At 60.1% G+C, this 23,204-nt stretch carries 20 protein-coding genes and 1 tRNA gene; 13 read left to right on the top strand and 8 right to left on the bottom strand.

The genetic code is table 11. The annotated features are described in order from the left end of the window. Window positions 1-60: 60 nt before the first annotated feature. Window positions 61-1,386 carry a CoA transferase gene (locus HKK53_RS27955; protein ID WP_169373429.1) on the top strand — a complete coding sequence of 442 codons (1,326 nt, stop codon included), beginning with the start codon at window positions 61-63 and terminating at the stop codon, window positions 1,384-1,386. 113 nt (window positions 1,387-1,499) lie between these two features. Here the strand turns inward: HKK53_RS27955 and HKK53_RS27950 are convergent, their stop codons facing one another. Continuing rightward, a complete protein-coding gene (locus tag HKK53_RS27950; RefSeq protein ID WP_169373428.1) occupies window positions 1,500-2,363 on the bottom strand; it encodes a DNA-3-methyladenine glycosylase family protein in 864 nt (287 codons plus the stop codon). Next, the gene (gene arcD / locus HKK53_RS27945) at window positions 2,360-3,787 is read right to left on the bottom strand and encodes an arginine-ornithine antiporter (RefSeq protein WP_169373427.1); all 1,428 of its coding nucleotides are present in this window, start codon (window positions 3,785-3,787) and stop codon (window positions 2,360-2,362) included. The genes HKK53_RS27950 and arcD (HKK53_RS27945) overlap by 4 nt, the downstream gene beginning before the upstream one ends. A gap of 415 nt (window positions 3,788-4,202) precedes the next feature. On the opposite strand from arcD (HKK53_RS27945), the gene arcD (HKK53_RS27940) reads away from it, so the two are divergent. The 12 genes from arcD (HKK53_RS27940) (at window position 4,203) to HKK53_RS27885 (ending at window position 18,812) form a co-directional block, all read left to right on the top strand. Beyond that, a complete protein-coding gene (arcD, locus tag HKK53_RS27940) occupies window positions 4,203-5,630 on the top strand; it encodes an arginine-ornithine antiporter (protein WP_169373426.1) in 1,428 nt (475 codons plus the stop codon). A 33-nt stretch (window positions 5,631-5,663) separates the two neighbouring features. Continuing rightward, entirely contained in the window at window positions 5,664-6,920 is a 1,257-nt protein-coding gene (arcA, locus tag HKK53_RS27935; RefSeq protein WP_169373425.1) for an arginine deiminase, read from the top strand. Window positions 6,921-6,989: 69 nt separating this feature from the next. Then, complete coding sequence (locus HKK53_RS27930) at window positions 6,990-8,000, top strand: ornithine carbamoyltransferase (protein ID WP_169373424.1); 1,011 nt, start codon at window positions 6,990-6,992, stop codon at window positions 7,998-8,000. A gap of 162 nt (window positions 8,001-8,162) precedes the next feature. Beyond that, a complete protein-coding gene (arcC, locus tag HKK53_RS27925) occupies window positions 8,163-9,092 on the top strand; it encodes a carbamate kinase (protein WP_169373423.1) in 930 nt (309 codons plus the stop codon). A gap of 63 nt (window positions 9,093-9,155) precedes the next feature. After that, window positions 9,156-9,515 (top strand): DUF5064 family protein, encoded by a 360-nt coding sequence (locus HKK53_RS27920; RefSeq protein ID WP_169373422.1) that lies wholly within the window; start codon window positions 9,156-9,158, stop codon window positions 9,513-9,515. Between the two features lie 234 nt (window positions 9,516-9,749). Beyond that, window positions 9,750-11,258, top strand: a complete 1,509-nt coding sequence (locus HKK53_RS27915; protein ID WP_169373421.1) for a sigma-54-dependent transcriptional regulator — start codon at window positions 9,750-9,752, stop codon at window positions 11,256-11,258. Between the two features lie 419 nt (window positions 11,259-11,677). Next, a complete protein-coding gene (gene gcvH, locus HKK53_RS27910; protein ID WP_169373420.1) occupies window positions 11,678-12,061 on the top strand; it encodes a glycine cleavage system protein GcvH in 384 nt (127 codons plus the stop codon). An 11-nt stretch (window positions 12,062-12,072) separates the two neighbouring features. Then, on the top strand, window positions 12,073-14,925 hold the full coding sequence (gcvP, locus tag HKK53_RS27905; protein WP_169373419.1) for an aminomethyl-transferring glycine dehydrogenase: 2,853 nt from the start codon (window positions 12,073-12,075) through the stop codon (window positions 14,923-14,925). 161 nt (window positions 14,926-15,086) lie between these two features. After that, window positions 15,087-16,463, top strand: coding sequence for an L-serine ammonia-lyase (locus HKK53_RS27900; protein WP_169373418.1), 1,377 nt, complete (start codon window positions 15,087-15,089; stop codon window positions 16,461-16,463). A gap of 33 nt (window positions 16,464-16,496) precedes the next feature. Further along, the gene (gene gcvT, locus HKK53_RS27895) at window positions 16,497-17,621 is read left to right on the top strand and encodes a glycine cleavage system aminomethyltransferase GcvT (RefSeq protein WP_169373417.1); all 1,125 of its coding nucleotides are present in this window, start codon (window positions 16,497-16,499) and stop codon (window positions 17,619-17,621) included. 393 nt (window positions 17,622-18,014) lie between these two features. Next, complete coding sequence (locus HKK53_RS27890) at window positions 18,015-18,227, top strand: cold-shock protein (RefSeq protein ID WP_003175786.1); 213 nt, start codon at window positions 18,015-18,017, stop codon at window positions 18,225-18,227. A 96-nt stretch (window positions 18,228-18,323) separates the two neighbouring features. Beyond that, window positions 18,324-18,812: an RDD family protein gene (locus HKK53_RS27885; RefSeq protein ID WP_169373416.1), complete on the top strand. Its 489-nt coding sequence runs from the start codon at window positions 18,324-18,326 to the stop codon at window positions 18,810-18,812. A gap of 62 nt (window positions 18,813-18,874) precedes the next feature. Here HKK53_RS27885 and nadA read toward each other — a convergent pair whose 3' ends face one another. The 6 genes from nadA to pal all read right to left on the bottom strand — a co-directional run bounded on the left by nadA (window position 18,875) and on the right by pal (window position 23,202). Then, window positions 18,875-19,933 (bottom strand): quinolinate synthase NadA, encoded by a 1,059-nt coding sequence (gene nadA / locus HKK53_RS27880; protein ID WP_042607283.1) that lies wholly within the window; start codon window positions 19,931-19,933, stop codon window positions 18,875-18,877. A gap of 272 nt (window positions 19,934-20,205) precedes the next feature. Beyond that, window positions 20,206-20,281, bottom strand: a tRNA-Lys gene (locus HKK53_RS27875). A gap of 63 nt (window positions 20,282-20,344) precedes the next feature. Next, window positions 20,345-21,037 carry a 7-cyano-7-deazaguanine synthase QueC gene (queC, locus tag HKK53_RS27870; protein ID WP_169373415.1) on the bottom strand — a complete coding sequence of 231 codons (693 nt, stop codon included), beginning with the start codon at window positions 21,035-21,037 and terminating at the stop codon, window positions 20,345-20,347. A 1-nt stretch (window position 21,038) separates the two neighbouring features. Continuing rightward, entirely contained in the window at window positions 21,039-21,686 is a 648-nt protein-coding gene (gene queE / locus HKK53_RS27865) for a 7-carboxy-7-deazaguanine synthase QueE (protein ID WP_169373414.1), read from the bottom strand. A 166-nt stretch (window positions 21,687-21,852) separates the two neighbouring features. After that, window positions 21,853-22,698 carry a tol-pal system protein YbgF gene (gene ybgF, locus HKK53_RS27860; RefSeq protein ID WP_169373413.1) on the bottom strand — a complete coding sequence of 282 codons (846 nt, stop codon included), beginning with the start codon at window positions 22,696-22,698 and terminating at the stop codon, window positions 21,853-21,855. 6 nt (window positions 22,699-22,704) lie between these two features. Next, entirely contained in the window at window positions 22,705-23,202 is a 498-nt protein-coding gene (gene pal / locus HKK53_RS27855; RefSeq protein ID WP_003178634.1) for a peptidoglycan-associated lipoprotein Pal, read from the bottom strand. Window positions 23,203-23,204 lie beyond the last annotated feature (2 nt).

The raw sequence follows: 23,204 nt of genomic DNA, 5'->3' as shown, positions 1-23,204 counted from the left end.
ATTCATCCGGCCTGGCAGATTTTTGATCTATGATCGAACCCTCGTTCCGGAGGGCCTTCGATGACTGATTTACTCACGTCCATTCAAGCCGCACTCGGCTTGCCGCACACCCCGATCCCATTCACGTCGAGCGGCGCCCTGCCCTCGGCGTTTGCCGTCACCGACCTGGCCTGTGCCAGCATTGCCGTCGCCGGCCAGGCGGTCAGCGAGTTGCTGCAGCAGCACTCCGGTCGCTTGCCCGGCCTTGAAGTCGACCGTCGCCTCGCCTCGTTCTGGTTCGCCACCTCGATCCGCCCTGTGGGCTGGAACGTGCCGCCATTGTGGGACCCGGTCGCCGGTGACTACGCGACCAAGGACGGCTGGATCCGCCTGCACACCAACGCCCCGCACCACCGCGCCGCCGCTGAAAGCGTGCTCGGTGCCTGTGCCGACCGCGCAGCCATGGCCGGTAAAGTGGCGAAATGGGCCAAGACCGATCTGGAACACGCCGTGGTCGAGGCCGGTGGCTGCGCCGCCGAGATGCGCACCTGGGCGCAATGGCAGGCTCATCCTCAGGGGATTGCGGTGAATGCCGAGCCGTTGATTCAGTTCAGCACCAACGGCAACGCCAAACCGTGGCAAGGCTCGGTGGCGCGGCCACTGGCCGGAATCAAGGTGCTGGATTTGACCCGCGTCCTCGCCGGCCCGGTTGCCAGCCGCTTCCTCGCCGGCCTCGGCGCCGATGTCTTGCGCATCGATCCGCCGACCTGGAACGAACCCGGCGTGGTGCCGGAAGTCACCCTCGGCAAACGCTGCGCGCGCCTGGATTTGCATGACAAAGCGGATCGCGCGGTGTTCGAAAGCCTGCTCAAGGACGCCGACATTCTGCTCCACGGTTACCGCGCCGATGCACTGGAGCGCTTGGGCTACGGTATGACTGAGCGCCAGACGTTATCCCCCGGCCTGATCGATGTCTGCCTCAACGCCTATGGCTGGAGCGGCCCGTGGCAGAACCGTCGGGGTTTCGACAGTCTGGTGCAGATGAGCAGCGGGATTGCCGAGGCTGGCCAGCAATGGAAGAAAACGGACAAGCCAACGCCATTGCCGGTGCAGGCGCTGGATCACGCGACCGGGTATTTGATGGCGGCAGCCGCGATCAAGTTGTTGAGACAGGGCGGATCGGCGCGGCTGTCGTTGGCGCGGACGGCGAAGTTGTTGATTGAGCATGGCGCCGGGACGGATGAAGCATTGCGGGCCGAGGATGAGAATGATCAGGGGCTGCTGGTCGAGCAGACGCCTTGGGGGCCGGCGCATCGGTTGCACGTGCCGCTGAAAATCACCGGGACCCCGTTGCAGTGGACACTACCGGCTGCTGAATTGGGTTCCCATCGCGCGCAGTGGTGGTGACTGATCGTTCCCACGCTCCGCGTGGGAATGCAGCCCGGGACGCTCCGCGTCCCATTGGAACGCGGAGCGTCCCTTGAGGCATTCCCACGCAGAGCATGGGAACGATCACCCGCTCAGTCAGCCCGACTCAGCGATGTCCAAAGCACCTGCGCCGCATACCCCCGAAACGGCCGCCACACCTGCGCCCGTTGCAACAACTGCCGCGCCGTCACCGGTCCACCTTCCAGCGCCGCCAACGCATTGATTAACCCGACATCCCCGGACGGAAACCCATCCATCTCGCGCAACTGCCGCAACGCAATGTACTGCGCCGTCCAGTCGCCAATCCCATGTAACGCCAGCAACCGCGCCACGCCACCCTCGCGACCCGGCTCGAACAACCACGGATCATCGAGCAACGCCTGGGCCACGCCCGACAGCGTCCGCCCTCGGCTTTTCGGCATGCCCAATGTCGCCAGATCCGCCGTCGCCAACACCGCCGCCTCTGGAAACACATGGGTCAGCCCCGGCAGGGATGAACGTAAAGGCTCGCCGTATTGCGCCACCAGTTTCCCCGCCAACTTGATCGCCGCCACCACCGTAATCTGCTGCCCCAACACCGCACGAATGGCCAATTCCAGACCATCCCACGCCCCCGGCACTCGCAGTCCTGGACGTTCGGCAATCAAGCGCGCCATCAACGGATCAACTTCGAGCTTTCGATGAATCGAAGGCAGATCAGCCTCCAGATCAAACATCCGCCGCAACCGCGCCACGATTTCGGGCACGGCGCTCGAGTCAGGAAAATCCAGCGTCACTTCCAGCGCATCGACGTCCGCCGGTTTAATCGAAAACGTGCCGTGCAACCCGTTCAGGCCGATGCTGCGCGAGTACACGCCATCGACCACTGTTTCCATCCCGGCAATCGCCCGCGCCGACAAAAACCCGAGCATCGCCGCCCAGTCATAAGGCGGCTGATACGCCAGCAGCAGCCTCACAACGCCAGCAACCCGCTGTACAACCCATACGCCGCCAATCCCGCCCCGCCGACGACACAGGTGAAAATCCCCTTCTCGACAGGGGTAAACAATGGCTGCCCCTGCTCGCGTTTGGCCTTGGCGAAAAGGATCACTCCTGGCGCGTAAAGCAGCGCCGACAACAGCAAATACTTGACCCCGCCGGCATACAACAGCCACACCGCATAACTCAGGGCGATGCCGCCAATCAGCAAATCTTTGGTGCGCTCGGCCGAGGCGTGTTCGTAGGTTTCGCCGCGCCCGCTCAACAACACAGCGTAGGCCGCCGACCACAGGTAGGGCACCAGAATCATCGACGAAGCGAGGTAGATCAGGCTGGTGTAAGTCCCGGCAGAGACCAGCGTGATCAACAGGAAAATCTGGATCATCACGTTGGTCAGCCACAACGCATTGATCGGTACATGGTTGGCGTTTTCCTTGGTCAGGAACGCCGGCATGGTCTTGTCTTTCGCCGTGGCGAACAGGATTTCGGCGCACAGCAACGCCCAGGATAACAACGCCCCCACGAGGGAAATCGCCAGGCCGACACTGATCAGCAGCGCGCCCCAGGGACCAACGATATGTTCCAGCACCGAGGCCAGCGACGGGTTCTGCAACGCGGCCAGTTCCGGCTGGCTCATGATCCCCAGCGACAACACGTTAACCAGTACCAGCAGCGCCAACACCCCGAGAAAACCGATGACCGTCGCCCGGCCGACATCCGCACGCTTCTCGGCCCGAGCCGAATAAACACTGGCGCCTTCGATGCCGATAAACACGAACACCGTCACCAGCATCATGTTGCGCACCTGATCCATCACCCCGCCGAAGCTCGGGTTGCTCTGCCCCCAGATGTCCCGGGTGAAAATGTCAGCCTTGAACGCTACGGCAGCGATGACGATGAACATAATCAGCGGCACGATTTTGGCCACGGCAGTCAGTTGATTGATGAACGCCGCCTCTTTGATCCCGCGCATCACCAGAAAGTGCACCGACCACAGCAACACCGAGGCACAGCCAATGGCGATCGGCGTGTTGCCTTGGCCAAAGATCGGGAAAAAATAACCGAGGGTGCTGAACAGCAAGACGAAATAACCAACGCTGCCCATCCACGCGCTGATCCAGTAACCCCACGCCGACGAAAACCCCATGTAGTCACCAAACCCGGCCTTGGCGTAGGCATACACCCCGGAATCCAGTTCCGGCTTGCGGTTGGCCAAGGTCTGGAACACGAACGCCAGGGTCAGCATGCCCACGGCGGTGATCGCCCAACCGATCAGGATCGCCCCGGCATCGGCCCGGGCCGCCATGTTCTGCGGCAGCGAAAAGATCCCGCCACCAATCATCGACCCCACCACCAGGGCGATCAACGCGCTCAGGCGCAGCTTTTGTGTCGGTTGCGACATTCCTGGAACTCCGCTGGTCTCGATGTTTTAACTCAATAGATAAAGCGCAATAACGTTTAATAATTGACGCCTATTAACGTCTTTTATTTATAACCGATCAATCTATGGTCATCGGCGTGTAGCAGTTTTATGCGTCACACCTAATAAATCAATTCTGTACTGAAAACAGACACCAAAAAGTTGCTAATTCGTGAAAACGAACTAGCTTCAAAAACTCAACGCGATAGGCGTTATTCCTGCCCGGCCTGCCGGATGGCTCTGAACCGGGCTTTTCCAGCAATACCGTTATGCACGTGAAAAGTTCATAAGTCTTTCATTAACAATGGAATGTGCCCATGCACTGATCTATGTCAGCTGATTGAACAGTTAACAGATTTAGTCTGTTGTCTCTCTTCTCCTGCATTGGAGTCATGCAATGTCTGAAACCCCCGGAAAATTAAGACTCGGTGCACTGGTCGCGTTGGTTGTCGGTTCAATGATTGGTGGCGGGATCTTTTCCTTGCCACAAAACATGGCCGCCAGTGCCGACGTCGGCGCCGTGCTGATCGGTTGGGCGATTACCGCCGTCGGCATGCTGACCCTCGCCTTCGTCTTCCAAACCCTGGCTAACCGCAAGCCGAATCTGGATGGCGGGGTCTACGCCTACGCCAAGGCCGGTTTCGGCGACTACATGGGGTTCTCGTCGGCCTGGGGTTACTGGATCAGCGCCTGGCTGGGCAACGTCGGCTACTTCGTGTTGCTGTTCAGTACCCTCGGTTATTTCTTCCCGGTCTTCGGCGAAGGCAACACCGTTGAGGCTGTGATCGGTGCGTCGGCGCTGCTCTGGGCTGTGCACTTCCTGGTATTGCGCGGGATCAAGGAAGCGGCGTTCATCAACCTGGTGACCACCGTCGCCAAGGTCGTGCCGCTGCTGCTGTTTGTGTTGATCGCGGTCTTCGCGTTCAAACTGGACATCTTCACCGCCGACATCTGGGGCACGCAAAACACCACCCTGGGCAGTGTGATGAACCAGGTGCGCAACATGATGCTGGTCACCGTCTGGGTGTTCATCGGCATCGAAGGCGCGAGCATCTTTTCGGCCCGGGCGGAAAAACGCAGCGACGTCGGTAAAGCCACCGTGATCGGTTTCATCACCGTGCTGTTGTTCCTGGTGCTGGTGAACGTGTTGTCCCTGGGGATCATGACCCAACCGGAATTGGCCAAGTTGCAGAATCCGTCGATGGCGGCGGTGCTGGAACATGTGGTCGGCCACTGGGGCGCGGTGCTGATCAGTGTCGGCCTGATTATCTCGCTGCTCGGTGCGTTGCTGTCGTGGGTGCTGCTGTGTGCAGAGATCATGTTCGCCGCCGCCAAGGACCACACCATGCCGGCGTTCCTGCGCAAGGAAAACGCCAACCACGTGCCGGTCAACGCCCTGTGGCTGACCAACGCGATGGTGCAGATATTCCTCATCATCACCTTGTTTTCCGCCAGCACTTACCTGTCGCTGATCTACCTCGCCACCTCGATGATTCTGGTGCCATACCTGTGGTCGGCGGCCTACGCGCTGCTGCTGGCGGTGCGCGGCGAAACCTATGAAAAGGCCCTGGCCGAACGCAAGAAAGACCTGATCATCGGTGGCATTGCGGTGATCTACGCGGTCTGGCTGCTGTACGCCGGTGGCATCAAATACCTGCTGCTCTCCGCTTTGCTCTATGCCCCCGGCGCGATCCTGTTCGCCAAGGCCAAGCTCGAAGTGGGCAAACCGGTTTTCACCAACGTCGAGAAGCTGATTTTCGCCGCCGTTGTCGTCGGCGCCCTGGTGGCGGCCTACGGGCTGTATGACGGCTTCCTGACTCTGTAAGAACTGATTGTTTCAATCTGGAGGATCACTGTAATGACCACGGAAAAAGTGAAGTACGGCGTACATTCCGAAGCCGGCAAACTGCGCAAAGTCATGGTTTGCTCCCCAGGCCTGGCCCACCAGCGGCTGACCCCGAACAACTGCGACGAACTGCTGTTCGACGACGTGCTGTGGGTCGCCCAGGCCAAGCGTGACCATTTCGATTTCGTCACCAAGATGCGTGAACGCAATGTCGACGTGCTGGAAATGCACAACCTGCTGACCGACATCGTCGCGATCCCCGAAGCGCTGGACTGGATTCTGGAACGCAAGATCACCGCCAACTCGGTCGGCCTCGGTCTGGTCAATGAAGTGGGTTCGTGGCTGCGCAGCCTGGAACCGCGCAAGATCGCCGAGTTCCTGATCGGCGGCGTGTCCGCCGATGACCTGCCGAACAGTTTTGGTGGCAAGACCATCGAGATGTTCCGCGACTTCCTCGGCCACTCCAGCTTCATTCTGCCGCCGCTGCCCAACACCCAGTTCACCCGCGACACCACCTGCTGGATCTTCGGTGGCGTAACTCTGAACCCGATGTACTGGCCGGCGCGCCGTCAGGAAACCCTGCTGGCCAGCGCCATCTACAAATTCCACCCCGAGTTCACCAACGCTGACTTCCAGGTCTGGTACGGCGACCCGGATCAGGAACACGGCAACGCCACGCTCGAAGGCGGCGACGTGATGCCGCTCGGCAACGGCGTGGTCTTGATCGGCATGGGCGAACGCTCGTCCCGACAGGCCATCGGCCAACTGGCGCTGAACCTGTTCAAACACAAAGCCGTGGAACGAGTAATCGTTGCCGGCCTGCCGAAGTCCCGCGCCGCGATGCACCTGGACACTGTGTTCAGTTTCTGCGACCGCGACCTCGTCACCATCTTCCCGGAAGTGGTCAACCAGATCGTCGCCTTCACCCTGCGTCCTGACGAGAGCAAACCGGGCGGCATCGACATCCGCCGCGAAGAAACCAACTTCCTCGACACCGTGGCCGCTGCACTGAATCTCAAGGCCCTGCGCGTGGTGGAAACCGGCGGCAACAGCTTCGCTGCCGAACGCGAGCAATGGGACGACGGCAACAACGTGGTGGCACTGGAACCGGGCGTGGTGATCGGCTACGACCGCAACACCTACACCAACACTCTGCTGCGCAAAGCGGGCGTGGAAGTGATCACCATCAGCGCCGGCGAACTCGGTCGCGGCCGTGGCGGCGGCCACTGCATGACCTGCCCGATCATTCGCGACCCCATCGACTATTAATTCGTATGCCCTGCTCCGTGCTTATAAAGCGCGGAGCAGGCGGATAACCGAAACCCAAGGAGATCCAAAATGGCTTTTAACATGCGCAACCGCAGCTTGCTGAGCTTGATGCACCACACCACTCGCGAGCTCAATTACCTGATCGACCTGTCCCGTGACCTCAAGCGCGCCAAATACACCGGCACCGAGCGTCCACACCTGCAAGGCAAGAACATCGCGCTGATCTTCGAAAAAACCTCGACCCGCACCCGTTGCGCCTTCGAAGTCGCGGCCCACGACCAGGGTGCCCACGTCACCTACATCGACCCGGTGTCGTCGCAGATCGGCCACAAAGAAAGCATGAAAGACACCGCCCGCGTACTGGGCCGGATGTTCGACGCCATCGAGTACCGTGGCTTCGAACAGGAAATCGTCGAAGAGCTGGCCAAGTTTGCCGGCGTGCCGGTGTTCAACGGCCTGACCGCTGAATTCCACCCGACGCAAATGATCGCCGACGTGCTGACCATGCGTGAGCACAGCGACAAGCCGATGCATGAAATCAGCTACGCCTACCTCGGCGATGCGCGCTACAACATGGGCAACTCGCTGCTGATGATCGGCGCGAAACTGGGCATGGACGTGCGCATCGCCGCACCGAAAGCGCTATGGCCACACGCGGACTTCATCGCCCAGTGCAAAGCCTTCGGCGAAGAAAGCGGCGCGCGCATTACCATCACCGAAGACCCGAAAGAAGCAGTCAAGGGCGTGGACTTCATCCACACCGATATCTGGGTGTCCATGGGTGAACCGGTGGAAGCATGGGACGAGCGCATCGAGCAACTGCTGCCGTACCAGGTCAACACCAAGATGATGAAAGCCTCGGGCAACCCACGCGTGAAGTTCATGCACTGCCTGCCGGCGTTCCATAACAGCGAAACCAAGGTCGGCAAGGACATCGCCGCGCGCTATCCGCACCTGGCCAATGGCGTTGAGGTGACAGAAGAAGTCTTCGAATCGCCGGCCAACATCGCCTTCGAGCAAGCGGAAAACCGCATGCACACGATCAAGGCGATATTGGTGTCGGCGTTGGCGGATATCTAAAAGGCTGAACACCTGTTCACGATGATCGTTCCCACGCTCTGCGTGGGAATGCATCCAGTGACGCTCTGCGTCACAGGGGACGCGGAGCGTCCCGGGCGGCATTCCCACGAGGACCGTGGGAACGATCATCGTGCTCGTACCCTTTTCTGAAAGGACTGCATTATGCGTATCGTCGTTGCCCTGGGCGGTAACGCCCTGCTCCGCCGTGGTGAACCCATGACCGCGGACAATCAACGCGCCAACATCCGCGTCGCCACCGAACAGATCGCCAAGGTCTACCCCGGCAACCAACTGGTCATCGCCCACGGCAATGGCCCGCAAGTCGGCCTGCTGTCGTTGCAAGCGGCGGCCTACACCTCGGTTTCGCCTTACCCGCTGGACGTGCTCGGTGCCGAAACCGAAGGCATGATCGGCTACATCATCGAACAGGAACTGGGCAACCTGCTGGACTTCGAAGTGCCGTTCGCCACGCTGCTGACGCAAGTCGAGGTCGATGCCAATGACCCGGCGTTCCAGAATCCGACCAAACCCATCGGCCCGGTGTACTCGAAAGCCGAAGCCGAAAAACTCGCCGCCGAAAAAGGCTGGGCGATTGCTCCGGACGGCGACAAATATCGCCGTGTAGTGGCCAGCCCACGGCCGAAACGCATCTTTGAAATCCGCCCGATCAAGTGGCTGCTGGACAAAGGCAGCATCGTCATTTGTGCCGGCGGTGGCGGCATCCCGACCCTGTACGGCGCCAGCGGCAAGCTTGAAGGCGTGGAAGCGGTGATCGACAAAGACCTGTGCTCGGCGCTGCTGGCCGAACAGCTGGAAAGCGATCTGCTGGTGATCGCCACCGACGTCAGCGCGGCCTTCATCGATTTCGGCAAACCGACCCAGAAAGCCATCGCCCAGGCCCACCCGGACGACATGGAAAAACTCGGCTTCGCCGCCGGCTCCATGGGGCCGAAGGTCCAGGCAGCCTGCGAGTTCGCGCGCAATACTGGCAAAGTCGCGGTCATCGGTTCACTCTCGGACATCGAAGCCATCGTCCAGGGCAAGGCCGGCACCCGCATCAGCACGGCCACACCTGGCATTACTTACCTCTAAAAAGAAACTCGGCGGCAGGCCTGGGGTCTGCCGTTCTCCAATGCCTTCGAAGGAGAGATGAATATGGCTACGTTCGAGCCCGGTCACTTGCATATCGAGCGCCACGCGCTGAACGATGACGATTACAGCTACAACTTGTGCATCGACTATGAAGTCACCCAGGATCCCAAGGAAGGCCAAGGCATGCTGTTCAAGATGCATGGCAGCATCGAGGGCAAAGAACTGACGGAAGAATTCTTCCTGCCCAAGGACCAGGCTTTCGACTTCGCCCGGCATGCCATGCACATCGCACAAAAATATGGCCTCCCCAAAGAAGCCAACATCGCGTCGATGCACAAGACCTACGACGAAATGTTCGAAGATGTGCGGGCGCAGCTCGACGTCAAATCCGGTGATCCGGTGAAACCCGAACACCTCGAATAACCCGACTCATCTGCGTTGATCGTTTGATCGTTCCCACGCTCCGCGTGGGAATGCAGCCCGGGACGCTCCGCGCCCCAAAGCGGACGCAGAGCGTCCATTGAGGCATTCCCACGCAGAGAGTGGGAACGATCACAGGGGGTTATCGCCGCACGTAAGTCCTGCGTCAGATTTCACCTAACCCCCTCCTCCAAGGCATACTTGCCACCCTCCGCACTCCAGAACCAAAACCGCCCCATGCGTATCCACGTCAGCTTCATCGACCGCGTCGGCATTACCCAGGAAGTCCTGGCCTTGCTCGGTGGGCGCAATCTCAATCTGGATGCGGTGGAAATGGTCCCGCCCAACGTCTACATCGACGCCCCGACCCTGAGCCCGGACGTCCTCGAAGAACTGCGCGATGCGTTGCTCAGCGTGCGCGGCGTGCAGGCGATGACGGTGGTCGACATCCTCCCCGGCCAACGTCGGCACTTGCAGCTCGACGCCTTGCTCGCGGCCATGACCGACCCGGTGCTGGCCCTCGACAGCGCCGGCAAAGTGCTGCTGGCCAACCCGGCGCTGATTGCCCTGTACGGTCGCGAACCGGCCGGTGAAAGCATCGCCGAACTGTTCGCCGACCCCGCACTGCTCGACACCTTGCTGGAAAACGGCTTTCGCCTGCCGCTGCGCGAGATCACCGTCAACGGCCAGACCTTGCTGCTGGACGCCACGCCGATCACCGACGCTGGCGCCCTGCTGACCCTGTATCAGCCGAGCCGCATCGGCGAACGCCTGTCGGCCCTGCACCACGACCACGCCGAAGGTTTCGATGCGCTGCTCGGCGAATCCCCGGCGATTCGTACGTTGAAGGCCCGGGCCCAACGTGTCGCTGCCCTCGATGCGCCGCTGTTGATCCAGGGCGAAACCGGTACCGGCAAAGAACTGGTGGCCCGGGCCTGCCACGCCATCAGTGCGCGGCACAGTGCACCGTTCCTCGCGTTGAACTGCGCGGCCTTGCCGGAGAACCTCGCCGAAAGCGAACTGTTCGGCTATGCCCCCGGCGCCTTTACTGGCGCGCAACGAGGTGGCAAACCGGGGCTGATGGAACTGGCGAACCAGGGCACGGTGTTTCTCGATGAGATTGGCGAGATGTCGCCGTACTTGCAGGCCAAGTTGCTGCGCTTTTTGAATGACGGCAGCTTCCGTCGGGTCGGCGGTGATCGCGAAGTGAAGGTCAACGTGCGCATCCTCAGCGCCACCCACCGCAACCTGGAAAAAATGGTCAGCGAAGGTACCTTCCGCGAAGACCTGTTCTATCGCCTCAACGTGCTCAACGTCGAAGTCCCGCCGCTGCGTGAACGTGGCCAGGACATCCTGCTGCTGGCCCGCTACTTCATGCAGCAGGCCTGCGCGCAAATCCAGCGCCCGGTCTGTCGCCTGGCGCCCGGCACCTATCCGGCGCTGCTCGGTAACCGCTGGCCGGGCAACGTGCGGCAATTGCAGAACGTGATCTTCCGCGCCGCGGCGATTTGCGAAAGCAGCCTGGTGGACATCGGCGACCTCGACATCGCCGGCACCTCGGTGGCGCGCCAGAGCGACAGCGAAGTGGATAGCCTCGAACAGGCCATGGAAGAGTTCGAGAAAACCCTGCTGGAAAAACTCTACGTCAGCTACCCCTCGACCCGGCAACTGGCCAGCCGGCTGCAAACCTCCCACACCGCGATCGCCCATCGATTGCGCAAGTACGGCATCCCCAACAAGCCCTGAGACTTGATCGTTCCCACGCTCTGCGTGGGAATGCAGCCCGGGACGCTCTGCGTCCCAAAGCGGACGCGGAGCGTCCATTGAGGCATTCCCACGCGGAGCATGGGAACGATCTAAATCGTGTTTAAAAGCGACCTTCATCTGTACTGAAAGCGCTACAGCGGAATGATATCGATACACCCTCCTTAGATCACCGCTGTGCAAGGCTTTGATCCCATTACGCTTTTTTCTTTGCTTTGTGCTGTAGCGATTTCGCTACAGCCAATAAACTCCCGCGCCCCTCGAAAACACACAAAGTATTGATTTATAAGGATTTAATAACTTTGGCCGTGTTCTTGCTTAGTAACCTCCTATAAAGAAGGGCTTTAGCCCAAGCATTCAATCGCGTCCACCAGACGAGTCTGGCCCCCTTAGGAGTTTCCATGAGCGAGTTGCGTTTTACTGAAGATCACGAATGGCTGCGCACCGAAGCTGACGGCAGCGTCACAGTCGGCATCACCGCTTTCGCGCAGAACGCCTTGGGCGATGTGGTTTTCGTACAACTGCCGGAGCTGCAGTCCTACGACAAAGGCGCCGAAGCCGCCACCGTGGAATCGGTAAAAGCCGCCAGCGGCGTGTACATGCCTCTCGACGGTGAAGTGCTGGAAGTGAACCCGGCACTCGACAGCAGCCCTGAACTGGTCAACGAAGATCCACTCGGCGAAGGCTGGTTCTTCCGCTTCCGCCCAACCGACGCCTCGGCCGTTGCCAAATTGCTCGATCAGGACGCTTACGACCGTCTGATCAAAGCCAACGCCGAAGCCTGAGGAACGCCGACATGACTCAAGTAAATCTCAGCACCGCCAACGAATTCATCGCCCGCCACATCGGCCCGCGTTCCGGCGATGAGCAAGCCATGCTCAACAGCCTCGGTTTCGACTCCCTGGAAGCCCTGAGCGCCAGCGTCATTCCGGAAAGCATCAAAGGCACCAGCGTCCTCGGCCTGGACGATGGCCTGAGCGAAGCCGACGCCCTGGCGTTGATCAAAGGCATCGCCGCCAAGAACCAACTGTTCAAGACCTACATTGGCCAGGGCTACTACGGCACCCACACGCCGTCGCCGATCCTGCGCAACCTGCTGGAAAACCCGGCCTGGTACACCGCGTACACGCCGTACCAGCCAGAGATTTCCCAAGGCCGCCTGGAAGCGCTGCTGAACTTCCAGACCCTGATCAGCGACCTCACCGGCCTGCCGATCGCCAACGCTTCCCTGCTCGACGAAGCCACCGCCGCCGCGGAAGCGATGACCTTCTGCAAACGCCTGAGCAAGAACAAGGGCAGCCACGCCTTCTTCGCGTCCGTGCATTGCCACCCGCAAACCCTCGACGTACTGCGCACCCGTGCCGAGCCGTTGGGCATCGACGTGGTGGTTGGCGACGAACACGAACTGACTGACGTGACCCCGTTCTTCGGCGCGCTGCTGCAATACCCGGCGAGCAACGGTGACGTGTTTGATTACCGCGAACTGACCGAACGCTTCCACGCCGCCAACGCATTGGTCGCTGTCGCGGCTGACCTGTTGGCCCTGACCGTGCTGACTCCGCCGGGTGAATTCGGCGCTGACGTGGCCATCGGTAGCGCACAACGCTTCGGCGTGCCGCTGGGCTTCGGTGGTCCGCACGCGGCTTACTTCTCGACGAAAGACGCGTTTAAACGTGACATGCCGGGCCGTCTGGTCGGCGTCTCCGTGGACCGTTTCGGCAAGCCGGCCTTGCGCCTGGCGATGCAGACCCGCGAGCAACATATCCGTCGCGAGAAAGCGACGAGCAACATCTGCACCGCGCAGGTGCTGTTGGCCAACATCGCCAGCATGTACGCCGTGTATCACGGTCCGAAAGGACTGACGCAGATCGCCAACCGCATTCATCACCTGACCGCTATTCTGGCCAAAGGCCTGAGCGCACTGGGGCTGAACGTCGAGCAAGCCAACTTCTTCGACACCCTGACGATCAAGACCGGCGCTAACACGGCCGCATTGCACGACAAGGCTCGCGCCCAACAGATCAACCTGCGCGTCGTGGATGCCGAACGCCTGGGCCTGTCCCTCGACGAAACCACCTCGCAAGCCGATGTGGAAACCCTGTGGGCCCTGCTGTCCGACGGCAAAGCGCTGCCAGATGTCGCCGCCCTCGCCGCTTCGGTTCAAGCGACCATTCCAGCGACACTGGTACGCCAATCGCCGATCCTCAGCCACCCGGTGTTCAACCGTTACCACTCGGAAACCGAGCTGATGCGCTACCTGCGCAAGCTCGCCGACAAGGACCTGGCGCTGGATCGCACCATGATCCCGCTGGGTTCGTGCACCATGAAACTCAACGCCGCCAGCGAGATGATCCCGGTGACCTGGGCTGAATTCGGTGCCCTGCACCCGTTCGCCCCGGCCGCGCAAAGCGCCGGTTACCAGCAGTTGACCGACGAACTGGAAGCGATGCTCTGCGCCGCCACCGGTTACGATTCGATCTCGCTGCAACCGAACGCCGGTTCCCAGGGTGAATACGCTGGCCTGTTGGCGATTCGTGCCTATCACCAGAGCCGTGGCGAAGACCGTCGCGACATCTGCCTGATCCCGTCCTCGGCCCACGGCACCAACCCGGCCACCGCCAACATGGCTGGCATGCGTGTGGTGGTGACCGCGTGCGATGCCCGTGGCAACGTTGACATCGAAGACCTGCGCGCCAAGGCCATCGAGCACCGCGAACACCTCGCGGCACTGATGATCACTTACCCGTCGACCCACGGCGTGTTCGAAGAAGGCATCCGCGAAATCTGCGGCATCATTCATGACCATGGCGGCCAGGTGTACATCGACGGCGCCAACATGAACGCGATGGTCGGCCTCTGCGCGCCGGGCAAATTCGGCGGCGACGTAAGCCACCTGAACCTGCACAAAACCTTCTGCATCCCCCACGGCGGTGGCGGCCCGGGCGTCGGCCCGATCGGCGTGAAGTCGCACCTGACGCCGTTCCTGCCGGGTCACGGCACCATGGAGCGTAAAGAAGGCGCGGTCTGCGCCGCACCGTTCGGCAGCGCGAGCATTTTGCCGATCACCTGGATGTACATTCGGATGATGGGTGGCGCCGGTCTGAAACGCGCTTCGCAACTGGCGATCCTGAATGCCAACTACATTTCCCGTCGCCTCGAAGAGCATTACCCAGTGCTGTACACCGGCAGCAACGGCCTGGTGGCGCACGAATGCATCCTCGACCTGCGTCCGCTGAAAGACAGCAGCGGCATCAGCGTCGATGACGTGGCCAAGCGCCTGATCGACTTCGGCTTCCACGCCCCGACCATGTCGTTCCCGGTCGCCGGCACGCTGATGATCGAGCCGACCGAAAGCGAATCCAAGGAAGAACTGGACCGCTTCTGCGACGCCATGATCCGCATCCGCGAAGAAATCCGCGCTGTGGAAAACGGCACGCTGGACAAGGAAGACAACCCACTGAAAAACGCCCCGCACACCGCGGCGGAAATCGTTGGCGAGTGGACGCATCCGTACAGCCGTGAGCAAGCGGTGTATCCGGTCGCATCGCTGATCGAAGGCAAATACTGGCCACCGGTCGGTCGCGTCGACAACGTGTTTGGTGATCGCAACCTGGTTTGCGCTTGCCCGTCGATCGAAAGCTACGCTTGATCCATAAGGGACGGCTTGGCCGTCCCGCAAGGACGCCACACCTCCTGTAGGAGCGAGGCTTGCCCGCGAAGAGGCCATCACGGCCGCTAAAAGCTTCGCGGGCAAGCCTCGCTCCTACAGGTTCGGGGTGTTCCTCATAACAAGAAACCGGAGAACAACTCATGTCGTTAAGCGTGTTCGACCTGTTCAAGATTGGCATCGGCCCCTCCAGCTCCCACACCGTCGGCCCGATGCGTGCCGCTGCACGTTTCGCCGAAGGTCTGCGCCGTGAAGGGCTGCTGACTGCAACCACCAGCGTCAAAGTCGAGCTCTACGGCTCGCTAGGCGCCACGGGCAAAGGACATGGCAGCGACAAGGCTGTGTTGCTCGGCCTGGAAGGCGAACACCCGGACACCGTGAACACCGAAACCGTCGCCGCCCGCCTGCAAGAAATTCGCGGCAACGGTCGCTTGAATCTGCTCGGCGAACACAGCATTGCGTTCAACGAGAAAGAACACCTGGCAATGATCCGCAAGCCATTGCCCTATCACCCCAACGGCATGATCTTTCGTGCCTTTGATGCCGCAGGCCTGCAAGTGCGCAGCCGCGAGTACTACTCGGTCGGGGGCGGTTTCGTCGTCGATGAAGACGCCGCCGGCGCCGACCGCATCGTCGAAGACGCCACGCCGCTGACCTTCCCGTTCAAAAGCGCCAAGGACCTGCTCGCACACTGCACCACCTACGGCTTGTCGATCAGCCAGGTGATGCTGACCAACGAAAGCGCCTGGCGCCCGGAAGCGGAAACCCGCGCGGGTCTGCTGAATATCTGGCAAGTGATGCAGGACTGCGTCGCCGCTGGCTGCCGCAACGAGGGCATCTTGCCCGGTGGCTTGAAGGTCAAGCGCCGTGCGGCGGCGCTGCATCGGCAACTGTGCAAAAACCCGGAATCGGCCCTGCGCGATCCACTGTCGGTGTTGGACTGGGTCAACCTGTATGCGCTGGCGGTTAATGAAGAAAACGCCAATGGCGGGCGCGTCGTCACTGCGCCCACTAACGGTGCGGCCGGGATCGTACCGGCGGTGTTGCATTACTACATGCGCTTTATCCCCGGCGCCAACGAAGACGGCGTGGTGCGTTTTCTGCTGACCGCGGCGGCCATCGGCATTCTCTATAAAGAAAACGCCTCGATCTCCGGCGCGGAAGTCGGCTGCCAAGGTGAGGTCGGCGTCGCCTGTTCGATGGCGGCCGGCGCCTTGTGCGAAGTCCTCGGCGGCAGCGTTTCGCAGGTGGAAAACGCAGCCGAAATCGGCATGGAACACAACCTCGGCCTGACCTGCGACCCGATTGGCGGCTTGGTGCAAGTGCCGTGCATCGAGCGCAACGCCATGGGCTCGGTAAAAGCCATCAATGCGGTGCGCATGGCCCTGCGCGGCGACGGTCAACACTTCGTCTCCCTCGACAAGGTCATCCGCACCATGCGCCAGACCGGCGCCGACATGAAAAGCAAATACAAGGAAACCGCCCGTGGCGGTTTGGCGGTCAACATTATCGAGTGCTGATGCAGGCATCCGCACTATTTTCAGGAGCTGAATATGTCCACCGAACAATTGCTGAAAACCCCGCTGCACGCGTTGCACATCGAACTCGGCGCGCGCATGGTGCCGTTCGCCGGCTATGACATGCCGGTGCAATACCCGCTGGGCGTGATGAAAGAACACCAGCACACCCGTGATCAGGCCGGGCTGTTCGATGTCTCGCACATGGGCCAGATCCGCCTGACCGGCGCCAATGCCGCCAAGGCCCTGGAAACCCTGGTGCCGGTGGACATCATCGACTTGCCGGTGGGCATGCAGCGCTACGCGATGTTCACCAACGAGACGGGCGGCATTCTTGACGACTTGATGGTCGCCAATCTGGGTAACGATGAACTGTTCCTGGTGGTCAACGCCGCCTGCAAGGATCAGGACCTGGCGCACCTGCGCAAACACATCGGCGACCATTGCACGATCGAGCCGCTGTTCGAAGAGCGCGCGCTGCTGGCCTTGCAAGGTCCGGCCGCCGTGACCGTGCTCGCGCGCCTGGCGCCGGAAGTGGCGAAAATGACCTTCATGCAGTTCGCCCGGGTGAAACTGCTGGGCGTGGACTGCTTTGTCAGCCGTTCGGGCTACACCGGCGAAGACGGTTTCGAAATCTCCGTCCCGGCCGCCAATGCCGAAGCCTTGGCTCGCGCCCTGCTGGCAGAACCTGAAGTGGCCGCCATCGGCCTCGGTGCTCGCGACTCCCTGCGCCTGGAAGCCGGCCTGTGCCTCTACGGCCACGACATGAACACCGAGACCACCCCAATCGAAGCGAGCCTGCTGTGGGCCATCTCCAAGCCGCGTCGTGCCGATGGTGCGCGGGCCGGCGGCTTCCCGGGCGCTGAAACCGTATTCGCTCAACAACAGGGCGGTGTCAGCCGCAAGCGCGTTGGCCTGTTGCCGCAAGAACGCACTCCGGTGCGTGAAGGTGCAGAGATCGTCAACGAAGCCGGCGACATCATCGGCAGCGTGTGCAGCGGTGGGTTCGGACCGACCTTGGGTGGCCCGCTGGCCATGGGTTATGTCGACAGCGCTTACATCGCGCTGGAAACGCCAGTTTGGGCAATTGTTCGTGGGAAAAAGGTGCCTTTGCTTGTAAGCAAAATGCCATTTGTTCCACAACGCTACTACCGTGGTTGATTGACTGTTTCTATAAGTAACGCGGTTGCGTTAACAGCGCACTAATCTGTAACGCAACCGCCATAAAACAGTGCAGGCTTTCGCTTATGAACTTGTCTTATAACGATCGAAAACAATTGAACACCACTATCGAATAAGCCGGCACTAGTGGACTGACTAACAGCCACCAACCTGAGCAAAACCGGGCCCCTCACAGGGCTTGTTTTTTATCGGCTAGTTGGCGTAGAGTTTGTTCACTGTGTTTGCATGGGTCGCTTGGAATCGTGACCTGGGCAGTAGCCTACAAGTTAGCTACATCCCGTTCGACGTCTTCTTACTCTCCTGCAACCAGCCCCAGTACTCTTTCATGAGAAGGAGACTGTCATTAATTTTTTGCGTCAAAGGAAATAAGAAATGTCCCAACGTCAGAGCGGTACCGTCAAGTGGTTTAACGACGAGAAAGGTTTTGGTTTTATCACTCCTGAAAGCGGTCCGGATCTGTTCGTGCATTTCCGCGCCATCCAGGGCAACGGCTTCAAGAGCCTGAAAGAAGGCCAGAAAGTGACTTTCGTCGCTGTGCAAGGCCAGAAAGGCATGCAGGCTGACGAAGTACAAGCAGAAGCCTAACCTTCTGTAACGAAAAAGCCCCTGATGCTGACATCAGGGGCTTTTTTGTGCGCGTAAATCCGTAAAATGGCTTTCTTTTTTCGTCCAGAGGCTGCCATGTCGAAACACCTGCTCAAACCCCAGGGCGACTTCCCCGCCGCCACTTTGGGTCGTCGCCTGGCAGCGATGTTCTATGACTTCCTGTTATGCACCGCCCTGCTGATCGTCACTAGCGGCGTCTATAAGATGATCCAGATGGCAATCATCGGCGAAGACAAGATGCGCACGTTGACCGAAGCTGGTGCCCTGGATGGCGATCCGTTGCTGTCGACGGTGCTGCTGTTCGTGCTGTTCGGCTTCTTCGCCAAGTTCTGGACCTGGTCCGGCCAGACCCTGGGCATGCAGGTGTGGTGTATCCGTGTGCAGAACGCCGATGGTTCATCCATCAGCTTGTGGCAGGCGTTATTGCGCTTTGTGGTGTCGATTGCGTCGTGGTTGTGCGTGGGCCTGGGGTTTATCTGGCCGCTGTTTGATAAGCAGAAGCGCAGTTGGCATGACATGTATTCGGATACGCAGCTCGTCCGGATTCCGAAGAAGAGCAAATAATCCGCCAGATGCAAAAACGCCCCGACTTGATCGGGGCGTTTTTTTGGCTCATTGCTGACGAATCAAGCGTTCCCAGCCAACTTCATCCGCGCCGCCTGGGTAAAGTCCAGCATCCGCTTCAACGGCCGAATCGCCTGCGGAATCAACGCCGGATCAACAAAGATCTCGTTCGTCCCTTCCTTCAAGCTCTTCAGCGTGCGCTCAAGGGTGTTCATCGCCATCCACGGGCAATGCGCGCAACTGCGGCACGCAGCGCCGTTACCGGCCGTTGGCGCTTCGATGAAGACCTTGTCCGGGCACAGCTGCTGCATCTTGTAGAAGATGCCGCGGTCGGTGGCGACGATAAAGGTCTTGTTCGGCAGGCTTTGCGCGGCCGCGATCAATTGACTGGTGGAACCCACGGCGTCTGCCAGTTCGATTACCGAAGTTGGCGACTCCGGGTGCACCAGAATGGCCGCGTCCGGGTACAGCGCCTTCATGTCTTCGAGCTGTTTGGATTTGAACTCCTCGTGAACGATGCAGGCTCCGTCCCACAGCAACATGTCCGCGCCGGTCTTGCGCTGGATGTAGGTACCCAGGTGCTTGTCCGGGCCCCAGATGATGGTCTCGCCGTTGTCCATCAGACTTTCGACGATCTCCAGCGCACAACTTGAAGTCACCACCCAGTCAGCCCGGGCTTTCACCGCCGCCGAGGTGTTGGCATACACCACCACTGTGCGTTCCGGATGCTGATCGCAGAACGCCGAGAACTCGTCCACCGGGCAACCCAGGTCCAGCGAGCAGGTCGCTTCCAGGGTCGGCATCAGTACGCGTTTTTCGGGGTTGAGAATCTTCGCGGTCTCGCCCATGAACTTCACCCCGGCGACCACTACGGTCTTGGCCGGATGGGCATTGCCGAAGCGCGCCATTTCCAGGGAGTCGGACACGCAGCCACCGGTTTCTTCGGCCAGGGCCTGAATCACCGGATCGCAATAGAAGTGCGCCACCAGCACCGCGTCCTGAGCCTTGAGCTCGGCAGCGATAGCGGAGCGGTAATAGGCCTCTTCCTCGGCGGTCAGCGGCTTGGGCTGCTTGGCGTCGAGGTGAGCTTGAACCAGTAGGCGTTCAGAAATTTGCGTCATGATCGCAAGACCTGCGGGCGCTTTCGCGCGAAAGTCGAGTATACACCCGGCTCCGGACCACTAATGGGTACCGCCGGGAGAGTGAGTATTCATCAGGCACAGCATTGGAGCCGGGCAAGGCTACAGAATATCCCGTGGATGCAAAAGATGATTCTGACCTGCGTCATGCGGTACAGCCCCGGACCTGTGCGAGCACAAATCGCGGGCAAAAAAAAATCCGGAAATCCTCACTTGCGTGGGCCTTCCAGACTTTTAAAACTGCTACAAAAAAATGGTGGGTCGTGTGGGATTCGAACCTACGACCAATTGGTTAAAAGCCAACTGCTCTACCAACTGAGCTAACGACCCGCTGTGTGGTGGCGCGTATAATACTGATTTTTAAGGACTATTCAACACCTAATTTGAAATAAATCAAAAATAAGGTGTTGGGTCGCTGATTCCGGCGGCTGCGAAGCCTTCTGCACGCAGGCGGCAGCTGTCGCATTTACCGCAGGCGTAGCCCTTATCGTCGGCCTGATAGCAGGAAACAGTCAGCCCGTAATCGACGCCCAGCTTCACGCCGGCCTGGACGATCTGCGCCTTGCTCAGGTTCTGCAGCGGCGCCTGGATACGGAAACCGTTGCCTTCTACACCGGCCTTGGTCGCCAGATTGGCCATGCGCTCGAAGGATTCGATGAACTCGGGACGGCAGTCCGGGTAACCGGAGTAATCCACCGCGTTCACACCGATAAAGATGTCACGCGCGCCGAGCACTTCAGCCCAGCCCAATGCCAGGGACAGAAACACTGTGTTGCGCGCCGGCACGTACGTTACCGGAATCCCTTCGCCCGCCTCTTCCGGAATATCGATGCTGCTGTCGGTCAGTGCCGAGCCGCCCATACCGTCCAGGTTCAGACCGATCACCTTGTGCTCGACCACACCCAGGTCGCGGGCTACTCGCGCAGCGGCGTGCAACTCGGCGTGAGAGCGCTGGCCGTAATCGAAGCTCATGGTGTAGCAGGCGTAGCCTTCAGCCCGAGCCATGGCCACGACGGTCGCCGAGTCCAGGCCGCCGGACAGCAGGATCACCGCACGTTTTTCAGTTGTGTTCAGTTGTTCAGTCATCTCAGCGCCCCGGCTCGTCATTCCAAAGATATTTATGCAGCTGTAATTGCAGACGCACTGGCAGGTTATCCGCCACCACCCAGTCCGCCAGGTGCCGCGCATTAAGGTCGTGATGACTTGGCGAGAACAGCACCTCGCCGGCCCGTCGATCAAGACCGTACTGGATCAGCTTGGACACGGACCAGTCGTAGTCTTCCCGCGAACAGATGACGAACTTCACCTGATCGTTGGGCGTCAGCAGTTCAATGTTCTCGTAGCGGTTGCGGTGCGCTTCTTTCGAACCCGGTGTTTTCAGGTCGACGACGCGACTGACCCGGGAATCTACCGCCGAGATATCGATAGAGCCGCTGGTTTCCAGTGACACTTCGTAACCGGCGTCGCACAACTGCTTGAGCAATGGGATGGCATTGGGTTGCGCCAACGGCTCGCCGCCGGTGACACAGACGTAACGCGGACGAAAACCGGCCACTTGCTCGAGGATGTCATCGAGGGTGCGAATGGTCCCGCCAGTGAACGCGTAGGCACTGTCGCAGTATTGGCAACGCAATGGGCAACCGGTCAGGCGCACAAAAACAGTGGGCAGCCCGGCAGTCCGCGTTTCCCCCTGCAATGAGTAGAAAACTTCGGTGATTCTCAATGTGTCTTGCATAGTCGCCACGGGCGTAACAGCTAAACAGGCTGTCCGCCTCCGTCAGGCTCTTCAAGGAACCCCGCCAACGCGCGAATCCCAAAAAGCGTGTTTCAGAAAAAGGGCGTGAATTCTAACGAAAAAACCCGCGACAAGCGCGGGTTTCTTCAATTGAGGTCAAGCCAGCTTACATGCGTTGCAGATCGCGTTGAGCCAACTGAGCTGCGGAAGTGCCCGGATATTGCGACACTACCTGCTGCAGAATGCCTTTGACCTTGTCGTTGTGACCGAGGCGGCGTTCTACATCAGCCAGCTTGTACAGCGAGTCAGGCACTTTGGCGTGCTTGGGGTACAGCTGCGAAACCTTGGCAAATGCCTGACCTGCACCTTGCAGATCGCCTTTGGCCAAATTGACTTCGCCCAACCAGTACTGGGCATTGCCCGCGTATTGGCTGTTCGGGTATTTGCGCAGGAAAGCGGCAAAAGCCTGACTGGCCTTGTCGAAATCCTTGGCTTTGATCAGGTCGAAGGCTGCATCGTAATACAGTTTTTCCTTCGCCGGATCACCCGGTTCGCTACTGGCCGCAGGGGCTTGAGCGGCAGCCGCTCCCGCACTTGCGCCTGCAGCGGCTGCTGCACCAGGGGCATTCAACGTGCCACTGGTGGAAGAATTATCAGGAGTCGCGGCCGGTGCAGCGCCGGATCCTATGCGCCGATCAAGATCCTGGTATCGCTCCAGGTTCTCTTGCTTCATGCGCGCTACATCATTTTGCAGAACTTCGATCACACCCTGTTGGCGTGAGATCTGCTCCTGCATGGATTGCAGTTGGTTGAACAGCTCGCCCTGTGCCGAGACAGGGGCCGAAACCCCTCCCCCGGCATAGGCGCCGTTCGTACCGTAACCCGCAGGCGGATAACTGCTCCCGCTATTGTTATAACCGGAGTTGTCATCGACCACAGGAACCGCAGCCCACACCGCAAGCGGTGCGAGACTGAGAGCCAAAACAGTTACAGCACGACGGCACGTTCGCATGACGAATTACTTACGCAGTTCGACGCGACGGTTTTGAGCCCAGGACTGCTCGTCGTTGCCGGTAGCAACTGGACGCTCTTCGCCGTAGGAAACCAGTTCCAGCTGAGCTGGGGAAACACCTTGCAGTACCAGGTAGCGCTGAACGGCTTTCGCACGACGCTCGCCCAGTGCCATGTTGTACTCACGAGTACCACGTTCGTCGGTGTTGCCTTCCAGAACAACGCGAGCGCCGTTTGCTTTCAGGTCTTTAGCGTGAACATCCAGAGCGCGCATGGCTTCTGGCTTCAGGTCCGAGCTGTCGTATTCGAAGTAGAAAGTGGTGATTGCGCGCAGAGCAGCTTCTTCGCTCAGGGAGCCGTCAACTGCACCAGTGTTAGCGCCGTAACCAGCGTTTGGATCAACAGCGCCTTCACCGGCATTGTCGCCGCCTTTGGACGAGCAACCTACAGCTACAGCCATGGCCAGAGCCAGCGCAGCAAATTTACCAAACTTCAGCATTTCCATCG

Source organism: Pseudomonas sp. ADAK7 (assembly GCF_012935675.1).
GTDB lineage: Bacteria > Pseudomonadota > Gammaproteobacteria > Pseudomonadales > Pseudomonadaceae > Aquipseudomonas.
Note: the sequence above shows the minus strand (reverse complement) of the source record. Positions and strands in the feature narration are given on the sequence as shown.